We start from the raw sequence: 13,250 nt of genomic DNA, 5'->3' as shown, positions 1-13,250 counted from the left end.
GCGCCGGAGCAGTCCGGTCCGGGGCACTCCGGGCCCGGACTGCTCCGGAACGCCGTCACCCCGACTCCGCGCGCCCGCTCTGCGCCCTGTGCGGGGGCCGCATCGCCGTCCAGGCTGGGGAGCAAGGATGCCGGAGGGGTGAACAGAGGGGGAACGATGCAGGATCTCAAGGTCACGTCATGGCAGCTCTTCGGGCACGACCGGCTCTATGTGAATCTGCCGGACGGCACCGCGATCGGATGGGCGGACCGGGGCAGCGGCACGATCACGGTCCTGCACCCGCGCTACCGCGACGCGGTGACCGACGCGCTGGCGCGCCAGGTCCCGGACCTGCCGGCCCTGGTCGGCGAGGACGCCCCGGCCGCGGTGCCGAGCCCGCCGGTGCCGCCCGTGGCCCCGCGGATCCCGCCGATGCGGGGGATGCGGAAGCGGGGCGCCGCCCGGCGGGACCCCGCCGTCCCCGTACCCGGGGCGGACCCGGGGGCCGTGGGGGAGCGGGTGGCGGAGCCGGAGCCCGCGTCCGTGCCCGCCCCGGACGTGGAGTCCGTGCCCACCGTCGTCCCCGGGCCCGATCCGGGGAGCGCACCCCGTGCGGAGCGGCGCCGGAGGCCGGCTGTCCTGCCGCCGCTGACACCCGCGAGCGACCTCGCTCCACGACGGCCGGGGGCCGGGCTCCGCGAGCAGCTCGGCGAGTCCGGCGCGGGTTCCCTCGTGCGCGTGGCGACGGGGGCGCTGCGGCGGAACAAGGAGGCCGACTCCCGGCGCGGAGCCCTCGCGGGGGAGCGGAGGGTCGGGGCGGAGCTCAAGCGGCTGACCCGGCACGGCTGGCGGGTCCTGCACTCCCTCCCGCTGCCGGACGGCAGTGAGATCGGGCATCTGCTCATCGGGCCCGGAGGGGTCTTCGCGGTGAGTACGGAGCACCGCCCCGGAGCACGGGTACGGATCGGGGACGGCACGCTGCGGATCGGTGACGGCGCCCCGCAGCCGTACGACCTCGGCGGCACCCCGGGCGCCCACCGTGCCCGGGAGGTGCTGGAGGCCTTCTGCACCTTCGACGTGCCGGTGCAGACCGTACTGGTGTTCACCGGGGTCACCGCGCTGGAGGTGGTCGCCACTCCGCCCGCCGTACGCGTCTGCCGTGAGCGCGAGCTGTCCGCCCTCGCGCCGCTGACGGGCGTGCTCACCGCCACCCAGGTGGAGCGGGTCTACGACGTCGCGCGGAACGGGGAGGCCTGGCTGGACGCGTGAGCGCCGGACCCGGCCGGTAGATTCCCCGGTGCCGCCGCGGTGCTGCCGCACCGCACCGACCGCCGCCGCACCGGCGACCGCCGCACCGGCGACCGCCGCACCGGCGACCGCCGCACCGGCGGGCGCAGGGCCGTCGCCGTGCCGCCGAAGGGGAAGCCGCCATGAAACTCCGCTGTGCCGTGCTCGACGACTACCAGTCCGTGGCGGCCACCGCCGCGGACTGGTCACCCGTCGCCGACGACATCGACGTCGTCAGCTTCGCCGACCACTGCGCCACCGAGGACGAACTCGCGGCACGCCTGGCCGAGTTCGACGTCGTCGTCACCCTCCGGGAGCGGGTGCCGTTCCCCGCGACGCTGATCGGGCGGCTGCCCCGGCTCCGGCTGATCGTCGCCTCCGGCATGCGCAACGCGTCCATCGACCACGCCGCCGCCGAGCGTCACGGGATCACCGTCTGCGGGACCGCCAGCACCGCCACACCGCCCGTCGAGCTCACCTGGGCGCTGCTCCTCGGGCTGGCGCGGGGGATCGTGACCGAGGCCGGCGCCCTGCGGAACGGCGGCCCCTGGCAGTCCACGGTCGGAGCGGATCTGCACGGCCGCAGGCTCGGGATCCTCGGCCTGGGAAGGATCGGCGGCAGGGTCGCCGCGGTCGGCCGCGCCTTCGGCATGGAGGTGGTGGCCTGGAGCGAGAACCTGACCGGGGAGCGGGCCGAGGAGGCGGGAGCGCTGCTCGCCGCGTCGAAGGAGGAGCTCCTGGAGACCAGCGACTTCGTCTCCGTCCACCTGGTCCTGAGCGAACGCACCCGGGGGCTGCTGGGCGCGAAGGAGCTCGCGCTGATGCGGCCGGGCAGCTATCTGGTCAACACCTCACGGGCCGCGGTCGTCGACCAGGACGCACTGCTCGACGTTCTGCGCAGGGGAGCCATCGCGGGCGCGGGCGTCGACGTCTTCGACGTCGAACCCCTCCCGGCGGACCACCCGATGCGCGCAGCGCCGCGTCTGCTGGCCACGCCGCACCTTGGCTACGTCTCGCAGGCCAACTACGCGGCGTACTACGGGGACGCCGTCGAGGACATCCGCGCCTGGCTCGACGGGGAGCCGGTCCGCAGGCTCGGCTGAGGCGGAAGCCGGCTTCTCCGGCGGTCACGTTCCGGCCGAAGTAGCCTGACCACGGGGGCACTTCGGCCCTCCGGACAGGGAGGGCGCCGCGTGAGCCTGCTCGACGACGAGACGGCGGCGGGCATGGTCCGGATACCGGCCGGCACCGTCGACCTCCGCGACGACCGCACCGGGCAACAGCGGCAGGAGGCCGTCGAGCCCTTCCTGCTCGCCCGTCTCCCCGTCACCCTCGGCCAGTACTGGGCCCTCACGGAGACGGCTCCGGATCCCGCCCTGTCCCATGCCCTGCCCAAGACGAACGTCAGCTGGCTCGACGCCGTCCGCCTGTGCAACCGCTTCTCCGCCCGCATCGGCCTGGCCCCGGCCTACTCCCGCGACGCGCGCAGCGGCGAGGTGACCCGCGACCCGTCCGCCGACGGCTACCGCCTGCCCACGGAGGCGGAGTGGCAGTACGCGTGCACGGCGGGGACCCCCGGCCACCGTTGCGGCGAACTCGACGACACCGCCGGGTGCGAGGGGAATACGGGCGGCCGGCTCCACGACGTCGGTGGCAGGCCCCCGAACGCCTGGGGGCTGTACGACATGCTGGGCAACGTCTGGGAGTGGTGCGGAGACCTCCACGACGAGGAGGCCCACGACGCCCACCGCACCTTCCGCGGCGGCTGGGCCGAGCCGGAACGCGGCTGCGGCGCCACGGTGCGCCGCCGCAGCCACCCCGCCTTCGCGATCGGCGACCTCGGTTTCCGCATGGCACGGAACCTCCGGGAAGGGGACGGCGGAAATCCGCGCGACTGATCGAAAACGGGTGCGGTACCGTTCCTGATCACTCGAAGGGGGCGAAGTGACGAAGCTCAACCAGATCATCGCCGTGGAGAAGGGTGTCAAGAGCAAGTCGCTCCAGGACATCACCGCGGCCCACCACAAGGTGCAGAAGCCCGTACCGCTGGCCGGCATCTCGCGTACGTACCAGCCGAAGGACGAGGAGGGCGAGCAGCTTCCGCCCGAGTCCACGCGCGTGCAGGTCAAGGCCGAGGACGTGGTGCGGGAGATGGCGGCGTCGCTGACCCGGCTGTTCGACGTGACCGCGACCAAGGACTGGGCCAACTGCTCCGCCCGTGCGGACGTGACCGTCGACGGACGGGTCGTCGTTCCCGACGTCCCGGTCAGCTACCTGCTCTTCCTGGAGAAGCAGCTCACCGACCTGCACACCTTCGTGAAGAAGCTCCCGGTGCTCGACGCCTCCGAGTCCTGGTCGCTCGACCCGTCCACGGACTGGTGGAAGACGGACCCGGTCCGCACGATCCGGACGAAGAAGGTCCCCCGCAACCACGTGAAGGCCGAGGCGACGGACAAGCACCCGGCGCAGGTCGACGTGTACTACGAGGACGTGCCGATCGGGTACTGGACGACGGTGAAGTTCTCCGGCGCGCTGCCCGCCCGGCGGGTCAACGAACTGCTGGAGAAGGTCGAGAAGCTCCAGCACGCCGTGAAGTTCGCCCGTGAGGAGGCCAACGGCGCCGAGGTCACCGACCAGCGGGTCGGCGACGCGGTGTTCGGCTACCTGTTCGGCTGACCCCGGACATGAGGCGACACCCCGAAAACGCCCCCACGCGATGGCGTGGGGGTGCGCACCCTGCACGAGGCGGAATTGAGGTCCGCCCCGTGTGACGAGCGCAAGCTGAAACTGAACGTTCAGCCTGAAGACGCGGTAACGGTGGAGGTTCGAGTCCTCCCCCCGGCACCACCTGCCGGGGTGGCCCAACATGGCAGAGGCAGCCGCGATCAATCTCAGACTCTCGCTCCAGCTTCAGTATCGCCACCGACTGCCAGATCGACCGAGTACGGACGAACACCTTTGAATGCTGGTTCGAATCCGGCCTGCGCCTCTGCCACGGCGCGGTAGTTCAATGGAAGAACGCGAGGGTATGACGACTGATCCGCACTCTTAAACGGCGCTGGCACGCGCAATTGGGTGGCAACCCCAGGGGCCCGGGAGCTGGATACGACTCCCGGGCTCCGCCACGTCCGGGGCCGCTCCCTGGACGCCGGTCCCTGCGCTCACGACGCGTCACGGAGGACCGGGGTGGCCGGCGCCCATGCCGTGCCGACAGCCGGCATCGCCACGGCTGCGAGTGCGGCCGGCAGGTGGTCCGGCGGCATGAGGACGACCGACCACGGCTGAGCCCGGCCGTTGCCGCCCGAGTTGCCGATGAGCATCATCGTGATCACCCAGGCGACCGGAGCGATGGCTGCCACCTGAAGCCCTGTGAGCCGGCGGCAGCAGAGCATCGGTCCGACCAGGAACGCGGTGTTGCGGCCGCCCGTGTTGGCGATCGCGGCGTCGAGGAAGTGTGGAGAAGTCACGTTGTGCACGTAAGGCGACTTGCCGTCGGGCATCCCGTCCGCGCCTCGACACCGGCCTCGGAATGCCCGATTCGTGAGATGCGGGTCACCTGTCCGGAGTACGTTTTCGGCATGGTCAAAGGGAATGTGATCGAGAATCCGGAGTCGCGCTTCTCCGCTCTCCTCCTCGGTGCAGCAAGGCTTCCGGGCGTACGGGTCGACAGGGAGGCGTACCTCCGGACGGCGCTGGCCCGCCATTGCTCGGAGTGCGAGGTCCGCGTGGCGACAGCGGAGACCCCCGCGGTGGCCGGTGTCTCTCTCGACGTGCTGGAGAGGGTGGCCGACGAGTCCATCCGCTACGAGACCGCCAAGGTGAGCGCCCTCTCCGCGGCGGCCGGATTCCCCGGGGCCCTGGCCCTCCCCGCCACGGTGCCGGCCGATCTGACCCAGTACGTCGTCCACATGCTGCGCATCTCGCAGAAGCTCGCCTACCTCTACAGCTGGCCCGATCTGTTCTCCGAGGACGGCGACGACGAACTCGACGACGCCACCAAGGGAGTTCTCACGCTCTTCTTCGGTGTGATGTTCGGGACCCAGTCGGCGAACGCCGCCGTGGGGAAGGTGGCGAAGGCGATGTCCGAACAAGTCATCAAGAAGCTGCCGCAGAAGGCGCTGACCCAGGGGGTCGTCTACCCGGTCGTGAAGAAGGTCGCCGGATACCTCGGCGTCGAGATGACGAAGCAGACCTTCGCGAAGTCCGTGTCGAAGGCCATCCCTGTTGTCGGGGCCGCAGTGTCCGGCACACTCACCTACGCGACCTTCCGCCCGATGGCGAGGCGTCTCAAGGCGCACCTCTCCGGCCTGGATCTCGCCACGCCGGCCGGACAGGTCATCCCGGGGGAAGTCGTACAGGACGTGGCCTCCCCGCCCGAGGAGCAGGTGAAGGTCCCCCGCCCCGGCCGCGACTGGCGCGTGGTTCGGCGCCGCCGGTGATGAGGCGTGGACGAGAGGGGGTCGCCGACTCGGTCCCCCTGGCAGGGGTGCGCGGTCGCCGCTCCGGCGCGCGGGACCTGAATCCCGCGATCCGGACGTCGTGGAGTCCTGCGTCGCTCGTCCGGGGGTTCGCTGAAGGGCTCCCCCGGCAGGGGGAGCTGGGCCTGGAGGCCGAGCCGCCGGCTCCGTCGAACCGGGCGCGCTCCCTGCTTCCTGAGGGCATGAAAAAGACCCCCTGCTCAGTGTCTCCACTGGTCAGAAGGTCTTTTCGGCACTTCCTGCGAAGTGCCCCCGGCAGGATTCGAACCTGCGCACCCGGCTCCGGAGGCCGATGCTCTATCCCCTGAGCTACGGGGGCTGAATCGCTGCTCTCGGCGGCGACGAGTGAAACCCTACCAGCTCCGGCCGGGTGTCCGGGAACAGGTATTTCCGAGCCGCGGGTACCGGTGTCCGGGGCGCGGAGGACCGGCGGCCGCACCGGTGTGCGGGCGGGTCTCCCGGGAGGGGTGCCCGCCACCCCCGCGGGGGCGGAAGTGGGCAAAACCCGGACGCAGCTCCTCCGCTCGCCCTACCCTCGAAGGGTGTCAGGGGCGTACGGCCGCGTGCTTGTTGTCGACGACAACAAGGTCATCCGGCAGCTGATCAGGGTCAATCTCGAGCTGGAGGGCTTCGAGGTCGTGACCGCGGCCGATGGTGTCGAGTGCCTGGACCTGGTGCACGAGGTCTGCCCTGATGTGATCACCCTCGACGTGGTGATGCCCCGGCTCGACGGCATACAGACCGCCGCCCGGCTGCGCGCCGATCCCCGGACGGAGCATCTGCCCGTCGCCGTCATCAGCGCCTGTACCCCTTGCGAGGCCGACTCCGGCGCGGCCGCCGGGGTCGACGCCTTCCTGGCGAAGCCCTTCGAGCCGAGCGAGTTGGTGCGCATGGTGCGCCGACTGGCCCGCAGGGAGGATCCCGCGCCGTTCGACGGCAGGCGCGGGGCGGGGACGGCCGGGAGTGCGGCCGGCTGACCGCGGGTCCGGCCGGGGCCTCTGCCCGCATGGCGAAACCGGTTGGCGAAGTGCCCCCCGTCCTCCCATACGCTTGTCCTGTGACCCCCGCCGATCTCTCCCGGACCGTGCTGCGCGCCGTGCGCCGTGCGGTCGACGAGGACGCCCTGCGCGCACCCGTCCCCGCGCGGGTGCGGGTCGAGAGAACGCGGCCCGGGGGAAGCGGGGACTACGCCTGCGCGGTGGCCCTGCAACTGGCGGGGCCCGCGGGTCTCCCGGCGCGCGGGGTGGCCGAGATCCTGCGGGAGCGGGTCGCCGGCGCCCCCGGTATCGGGCGGGTCGAGATCACCGGCCCCGGATTCCTGAACTTCACGCTCGACGCGACCACCGGCGCCGAGACCCGCGCAGCCCGTGTGCGCGAGGTGCGCGAGCGGGGCCTGAGGTACGGACGGGTCGGCACGCAGGCGGGGCGCCTCCACCGCCTCCACCACCCCCGCGAGATCCGGGCCGCCGTGCTCGCTCAGAGCGTGGCGCGTCTCCTGCGCACCCAGGGCGCCCATGCCGTCGTCAGCTGCACCGGGGAGCCCGGCCCGCGCTGGGAGGAGCTGCGAGTCAGGACCGGCCCCGCCACCGGGACGGAGGGGAGCGCGGAGATCCGCGCCGTCCCCGCCGGTGCCACGGCCGGGTCGCTGGTGGACCGGCTGGGACGGGACGCCGCGCTCTGGGGGCTCCAGCGGCCCGCCGCGCACGACCACGCGCCCCTGGGGGACGGCCTCCTCGTGCAGCGGGAGTCCAACCCCCTCTTCCTGGTCCGCTACGCCCACGCCCGCGCCCGTGCGCTGACCCGCGAGGGGGCGAGGCTCGGCCTCACCGCCCACTACGGCACCGACGTCGACGCGCCCGCGCTGCACACCGCGCTCGCCGACCACCCCGGCGTCCTCGCCACCGCCGCACGCCTCCACGCCCCCGACCGGGTCGCCCGGCACCTGGAGACGGTGGCGGACGCCTTCCTCGACTTCCAGGGCACGACCGCGCCGCTCCCCGTCGGCGACGAGAAACCCTCGGCCGCCCACCGCTCACGGCTGGCCCTTGCCGAAGCCGCCGGGACGGTGCTGGCCGGCGGCCTGTTCGTGCTCGGCATCCACGCGCCCCCACACGTCTGACGAGAGACCTGAGAGAGCAGAACGATGAGCCGATCCGCACACCCCGCCGGCCCCCGCCACGCCGACGTCCTTCCCGAGGGCCACTACACCGCCCCGGCCACCGACCTGAACGAGCTGGACGCGAAGGTCTGGTCCCGCACCGTCACCCGTGACGCCGACGGCGCGCTCACCGTCGGCGGGATGGAAGTCGCCCGTCTCGCCGAGGAGTTCGGCACCCCGGCGTACTTCCTGGACGAGTCCGACTTCCGGGCGCGCTGCCGGGCTTGGGCGGACGCCTTCGGGGCGGACGCCGACGTGTTCTACGCCGGGAAGGCATTCCTCTCGCGCGCGGTGGTGCGCTGGCTCAAGGAGGAGGGGCTGAACCTCGACGTGTGCTCCGGCGGTGAGCTGGCCACCGCGCTGGACGCCGGGATGCCCGCCGAGCGGATCGCCTTCCACGGCAACAACAAGACCGTCGCCGAGATCGAGCGCGCGGTCGAGGCGGGCGTCGGGCGGATCGTGCTGGACTCCTTCCAGGAGATCGCCCGGGTCGCGCACATCGCCCAGCGGCTCGGCACCCGCCAGCGTGTGCAGATCCGCGTCACGGTCGGCGTCGAGGCCCACACCCACGAGTTCATCGCCACCGCCCACGAGGACCAGAAGTTCGGCATCGCGCTGGCGGGCGGCCAGGCCGCCGAGGCCGTACGCCGGGCGCTCACCCTGGACGGCCTGGAGCTCATCGGCATCCACTCGCACATCGGCTCGCAGATCTTCGACATGGCCGGCTTCGAGGTGTCCGCGCGGCGTGTGGTGCAGCTGCTCGCCGAGGTCCGCGACGAGCACGGCGTCGAGCTCCCCGAGATCGACCTCGGCGGCGGCCTCGGGATCGCGTACACCAGCGACGACGACCCGCGCGAGCCCCACGAGATCGCCAAGTCGCTCGGAGACATCGTCACCCGGGAGTGCGAGGCGGCCGGCCTGCGGACGCCCCGCATCTCCGTCGAGCCGGGCCGGGCGATCGTCGGCCCCACCGCGTTCACGCTCTACGAGGTGGGCACCATCAAGCCCCTCGAAGGTCTGCGGACGTACGTGAGCGTCGACGGCGGGATGTCGGACAACATCCGCACCGCGCTGTACGACGCCGAGTACAGCGTCGCGCTCGTCTCGCGCACCTCCGACGCCGAGCCGATGCTGGTCCGCGTCGTGGGAAAGCACTGCGAGAGTGGTGACATCGTGGTCAAGGACGCGTTCCTGCCGTCCGACCTGGCTCCCGGCGACCTGATCGCGGTGCCTGCCACCGGCGCGTACTGCCGCTCCATGGCGAGCAACTACAACCACGCCCTGCGCCCGCCGGTCGTCGCCGTGCGCGACGGACAGGCCCGGGTCATCGTCCGGCGCGAGACGGAGGAAGATCTCCTGCGGCTCGATGTCGGCTGATGAAATTTACATCTCAAAATCCGGACGGGTGGCAGAAACCCCCGTCCGGTGAGTGAGACTGGTCCACACATCAGAAGTATGAGAAACGAGGTCGGATGATGCGTACGCGTCCGCTGAAGGTGGCGCTGCTGGGCTGTGGAGTGGTCGGCTCAGAGGTGGCGCGCATCATGACGACGCACGCCGACGACCTCGCCGCGCGCATCGGCGCACCGGTCGAGCTCGCCGGTGTCGCCGTCCGCCGGCCCTCCAAGGTGCGGGAGGGCATCGACCCCGCACTGATCACCACCGACGCGACCGCCCTGGTCAAACGGGGCGACATCGACGTCGTCGTCGAGGTCATCGGGGGCATCGAGCCCGCCCGCACGCTCATCACGACCGCCTTCGAGCACGGCGCGGGCGTCGTCTCGGCCAACAAGGCGCTGCTCGCCGAGGACGGCTCCGCGCTCCACGCCGCCGCCGAGAAGCACGGCCGGGACCTCTACTACGAGGCGGCCGTCGCCGGCGCCATCCCGCTCGTACGGCCGCTGCGCGAGTCCCTCGCGGGCGACAAGGTCAACCGGGTGCTCGGCATCGTCAACGGCACGACCAACTTCATCCTCGACAAGATGGACACCAGCGGCGCCGGGTACTCCGAGGCCCTCGACGAGGCCACCGCCCTCGGGTACGCCGAGGCCGACCCGACCGCCGACGTGGAGGGCTTCGACGCCGCCGCGAAGGCCGCCATCCTCGCCGGGATCGCCTTCCACACCCGGGTGAGGATCGGTGAGGTGCACCGCGAGGGCATCACCGAGGTCACCGCCGCCGACATCGCGTCCGCCCGCCGCATGGGCTGCACCGTCAAGCTCCTCGCCATCTGCGAGCGCGCCGCCGACGGCAGATCCGTCACCGCGCGCGTGCACCCCGCGATGATCCCGCTCAGCCACCCGCTGGCCTCCGTCCGCGAGGCGTACAACGCGGTCTTCGTCGAGGCCGAGGCCGCCGGGCAGCTGATGTTCTACGGTCCCGGCGCCGGCGGCTCCCCGACGGCGTCCGCGGTCCTCGGCGACCTGGTGGCCGTCTGCCGCAACATCATCGGTGCGACCACCGGTCCCGGTGAGTCCGCGTACACGCGCCTGCCCGTCAGCCCCATGGGCGATGTCGTCACGCGCTACCACATCAGTCTCGACGTGGCCGACAAGCCTGGCGTGCTCGCCCAGGTCGCGACGGTCTTCGCCGAACAGGGCGTATCGATCGACACGGTCCGACAGCAGAGTCGGCCGGACAGCCAGGAAACCGGCGGCGAGGCATCCCTCGTCGTCGTCACCCACCGCGCGCCCGACGCCGCCCTCTCCGGGACCGTCGAAGCGCTGCGCAAGCTCGACACCGTGCGCGGTGTCGCCAGCATCATGCGTGTTGAAGGGGAGTAAGGACCCATGACCAGCAAGGGCACCCACCAGTGGCGCGGCATCATCGAGGAGTACCGGGACCGTCTTCCGGTCACGAGCACGACGCCGGTCGTCACACTCCGTGAGGGCGGCACGCCGCTCGTCCCGGCGCAGGTCCTCTCCGAGCGCACGGGCTGCGAGGTGCACCTCAAGGTCGAGGGCGCCAACCCCACCGGTTCGTTCAAGGACCGCGGCATGACCATGGCCATCACCCGGGCCAAGGAGGAGGGCGCGCAGGCCGTCATCTGCGCCTCCACCGGCAACACCTCCGCCTCCGCCGCCGCGTACGCGGTGCGCGCCGGCATGGTCTGCGCCGTCCTCGTGCCGCAGGGCAAGATCGCGCTCGGCAAGATGGGCCAGGCGCTCGTCCACGGTGCGAAGATCCTCCAGGTCGACGGCAACTTCGACGACTGCCTGACCCTGGCCCGCAGCCTCTCCGACAACTACCCGGTGGCGCTGGTCAATTCGGTCAACCCGGTCCGCATCGAGGGCCAGAAGACCGCCGCGTTCGAGATCGTCGACGCGCTCGGCGACGCCCCCGACATCCACGTCCTGCCGGTGGGCAACGCGGGCAACATCACGGCCTACTGGAAGGGCTACAAGGAGTACGCGGGGGACGCCGTCTCCACGCACACCCCGCGCATGTGGGGCTTCCAGGCGTCGGGCTCCGCGCCGATCGTGCGCGGCGAGATCGTCAAGGACCCGGCGACCATCGCCACCGCGATCCGCATCGGCAACCCGGCGTCCTGGCAGTTCGCACTGGACGCGCGGGACGAGTCGGGCGGCTTCATCGATGAAGTGACGGACCGTCAGATCCTGTCGGCGTACCGCCTGCTGGCCTCCCAGGAGGGTGTCTTCGTCGAGCCCGCCTCGGCGGCGTCCGTGGCCGGTCTGCTCAAGGCGGCCGCCGAGGGCAAGGTCGACCCCGGCCAGAAGATCGTCTGCACCGTCACCGGCAACGGCCTCAAGGACCCCGACTGGGCCGTCGCGGGCGCACCGCAGCCGGTCACCGTGCCGGTGGACGCCGTGGCCGCGGCCGAGAAGCTGGGCCTCGCGTAACCGGCCCCTGCCGCAGCTCAGCCGCCCTTCCGGGCGGAGAGCGCATAGGAGGCGTGCGACACGCATCGTGCGCCTCCTGTGCGCCCTATGTCGCCGCGGAACCTTCCTTCGATAAGCTGTACCCGACCCGCCCCGCCGCATCCGCCGCGGTGCAGCAGCCGTCGTGACTGCCGGGCCTCCCCGCACCCCCGCACAACGGCACCCCACGCACGCCGAAGTACCCTGCACCACATCCCCGCCGCCGTACAGGAAGAGTCGTCCAACCGATGGCCGGTCCCGCGTTCCGAGCCGCCGCCGTCCGGGTGCGCGTCCCCGCAACCAGCGCCAACCTGGGCCCGGGTTTCGACGCCCTCGGCCTCTCGCTGGGGCTCTACGACGACGTCGTGGTCCGGGTCGCCGACTCCGGGCTGCACATCGACATCGCGGGTGAGGGCGCCGAGACGCTGCCCCGCGACGAGAACCACCTGCTCGTACGCTCCCTGCGCACGGCCTTCGACCTGCTCGGCGGACAGCCCCGCGGCCTCGAGATCGTCTGCGCCAACCGCATCCCGCACGGCCGCGGCCTCGGATCCTCCTCCGCCGCCATCTGCGCCGGGATCGTCGCCGCACGCGCCGTGACGACGGGCGGCGAGGCCCGTCTCGACGACGCCGCCCTGCTGGAGCTGGCCACCGAGATCGAGGGGCACCCCGACAACGTCGCCGCGTGCCTCCTCGGCGGATTCACCCTCGCCTGGATGGACGGCGGAGCCGCCAGGGCGATCCGGATGGACCCCGCGGACTCCGTCGTGCCGGTGGTCTTCGTCCCGGCCACGCCGGTGCTCACCGAGACCGCCCGCGGCCTGCTGCCGCGCACCGTCCCCCATGTGGACGCCGCGGCCAACGCCGGCCGTGCGGCCCTGCTCGTCGAGGCCCTGACCAGGCGCCCCGAGCTGCTGCTGGCCGCCACCGAGGACCGGATCCACCAGGAGTACCGGGGCCCCGCGATGCCGCAGAGCGTGGAGCTGGTGAACCGGCTGCGCGCCGACGGTGTCCCCGCTGTCATCTCCGGCGCGGGGCCCACCGTGCTCGCACTGACGGAGGAAGGTTCGGCGGACAAGGTCGCCCGGCTGGCGGGTGAGGGCTGGGCCGCGAACCGGCTCGCTCTCGACGCCGCCGGCGCGAGCGTGTTGCCGCTCGCCGCGTAATCCCACGTGATTGCCGGTGCATGAGAGGGGGAATGTTTGTTGGAGCCGGTAGTGTTAACCTCAAGTCAGCAATCGACGTCTTCGTGGCGCGTTGCTTCGTGTCCCCCTCCGGGACCACCACTCTTCCGGGAGCCTCCCCGACTGCCTGAGCATCCTGCCTGAGCTTTCGAGCACGCTCCGGAACCGGCACGACACCCTCTTGCTCGTCCAGGAGTGGGCCGAGCAGGGGGATCTCGCGCCGGAACCCCGCACATTCGTCTCTCCGCCGTACCCGGCGGACCACCGCCCCGGCAAGGTCCGCGAT

General features: G+C 72.0%; 12 protein-coding genes and 1 tRNA gene. 11 read left to right on the top strand and 2 right to left on the bottom strand.

The genetic code is table 11. From position 1 onward, the window contains the following. The first annotated feature begins 156 nt into the window (after positions 1-156). From ACFC51_RS02115 to ACFC51_RS02100, 4 genes are all read left to right on the top strand, one after another. Positions 157-1,248: a nuclease-related domain-containing protein gene (locus ACFC51_RS02115; protein WP_376526552.1), complete on the top strand. Its 1,092-nt coding sequence runs from the start codon at positions 157-159 to the stop codon at positions 1,246-1,248. 161 nt (positions 1,249-1,409) lie between these two features. Continuing rightward, positions 1,410-2,369, top strand: coding sequence for a D-2-hydroxyacid dehydrogenase family protein (locus ACFC51_RS02110; RefSeq protein WP_376526549.1), 960 nt, complete (start codon positions 1,410-1,412; stop codon positions 2,367-2,369). A 90-nt stretch (positions 2,370-2,459) separates the two neighbouring features. Beyond that, positions 2,460-3,164 (top strand): formylglycine-generating enzyme family protein, encoded by a 705-nt coding sequence (locus ACFC51_RS02105; protein ID WP_376373811.1) that lies wholly within the window; start codon positions 2,460-2,462, stop codon positions 3,162-3,164. A gap of 46 nt (positions 3,165-3,210) precedes the next feature. Continuing rightward, positions 3,211-3,942, top strand: a complete 732-nt coding sequence (locus tag ACFC51_RS02100) for a hypothetical protein (protein ID WP_376373809.1) — start codon at positions 3,211-3,213, stop codon at positions 3,940-3,942. A gap of 485 nt (positions 3,943-4,427) precedes the next feature. Here the strand turns inward: ACFC51_RS02100 and ACFC51_RS02095 are convergent, their stop codons facing one another. Then, a complete protein-coding gene (locus ACFC51_RS02095) occupies positions 4,428-4,733 on the bottom strand; it encodes a hypothetical protein (protein ID WP_376526547.1) in 306 nt (101 codons plus the stop codon). A gap of 111 nt (positions 4,734-4,844) precedes the next feature. On the opposite strand from ACFC51_RS02095, the gene ACFC51_RS02090 reads away from it, so the two are divergent. After that, entirely contained in the window at positions 4,845-5,705 is an 861-nt protein-coding gene (locus ACFC51_RS02090; RefSeq protein WP_376373804.1) for a hypothetical protein, read from the top strand. Positions 5,706-5,991: 286 nt separating this feature from the next. On the opposite strand, the gene ACFC51_RS02085 is transcribed toward ACFC51_RS02090, so the two are convergent. Continuing rightward, positions 5,992-6,063 (bottom strand) — tRNA-Arg (locus ACFC51_RS02085). A gap of 175 nt (positions 6,064-6,238) precedes the next feature. Here ACFC51_RS02085 and ACFC51_RS02080 point away from each other — a divergent pair. From ACFC51_RS02080 to thrB, 6 genes are all read left to right on the top strand, one after another. Beyond that, a complete protein-coding gene (locus ACFC51_RS02080; protein ID WP_376373801.1) occupies positions 6,239-6,721 on the top strand; it encodes a response regulator transcription factor in 483 nt (160 codons plus the stop codon). An 80-nt stretch (positions 6,722-6,801) separates the two neighbouring features. After that, positions 6,802-7,863, top strand: coding sequence for an ArgS-related anticodon-binding protein NrtL (gene nrtL / locus ACFC51_RS02075; RefSeq protein WP_376526545.1), 1,062 nt, complete (start codon positions 6,802-6,804; stop codon positions 7,861-7,863). Between the two features lie 24 nt (positions 7,864-7,887). Continuing rightward, the gene (lysA, locus tag ACFC51_RS02070) at positions 7,888-9,279 is read left to right on the top strand and encodes a diaminopimelate decarboxylase (RefSeq protein ID WP_376373796.1); all 1,392 of its coding nucleotides are present in this window, start codon (positions 7,888-7,890) and stop codon (positions 9,277-9,279) included. Between the two features lie 95 nt (positions 9,280-9,374). Continuing rightward, complete coding sequence (locus ACFC51_RS02065) at positions 9,375-10,685, top strand: homoserine dehydrogenase (RefSeq protein ID WP_376373793.1); 1,311 nt, start codon at positions 9,375-9,377, stop codon at positions 10,683-10,685. A 6-nt stretch (positions 10,686-10,691) separates the two neighbouring features. Further along, complete coding sequence (gene thrC / locus ACFC51_RS02060) at positions 10,692-11,762, top strand: threonine synthase (RefSeq protein ID WP_376373791.1); 1,071 nt, start codon at positions 10,692-10,694, stop codon at positions 11,760-11,762. Positions 11,763-12,028: 266 nt separating this feature from the next. After that, entirely contained in the window at positions 12,029-12,946 is a 918-nt protein-coding gene (gene thrB, locus ACFC51_RS02055) for a homoserine kinase (RefSeq protein WP_376526542.1), read from the top strand. The last annotated feature ends 304 nt before the right edge of the window (positions 12,947-13,250 follow it).

Origin of the sequence: Streptomyces sp. NPDC055962, from assembly GCF_042270185.1 — a bacterium.
Classification (GTDB): Bacteria; Actinomycetota; Actinomycetes; order Streptomycetales; family Streptomycetaceae; genus Streptomyces.
The sequence above is the reverse complement of the archived record's forward strand: the minus strand, read 5'-3'. Positions and strand labels throughout refer to the sequence as shown.

Bases quoted from the DNA above. Each gene is read 5' to 3' on its own strand.
- thrC (WP_376373791.1), top strand. From the start codon at position 10,692: ATGACCAGCAAGGGCACCCACCAGTGGCGCGGCATCATCGAGGAGTAC.
- ACFC51_RS02110 (WP_376526549.1), top strand. From the start codon at position 1,410: ATGAAACTCCGCTGTGCCGTGCTCGACGACTACCAGTCCGTGGCGGCC.
- lysA (WP_376373796.1), top strand. From the start codon at position 7,888: ATGAGCCGATCCGCACACCCCGCCGGCCCCCGCCACGCCGACGTCCTT.
- ACFC51_RS02090 (WP_376373804.1), top strand. From the start codon at position 4,845: ATGGTCAAAGGGAATGTGATCGAGAATCCGGAGTCGCGCTTCTCCGCT.
- thrB (WP_376526542.1), top strand. From the start codon at position 12,029: ATGGCCGGTCCCGCGTTCCGAGCCGCCGCCGTCCGGGTGCGCGTCCCC.
- ACFC51_RS02115 (WP_376526552.1), top strand. From the start codon at position 157: ATGCAGGATCTCAAGGTCACGTCATGGCAGCTCTTCGGGCACGACCGG.
- ACFC51_RS02065 (WP_376373793.1), top strand. From the start codon at position 9,375: ATGATGCGTACGCGTCCGCTGAAGGTGGCGCTGCTGGGCTGTGGAGTG.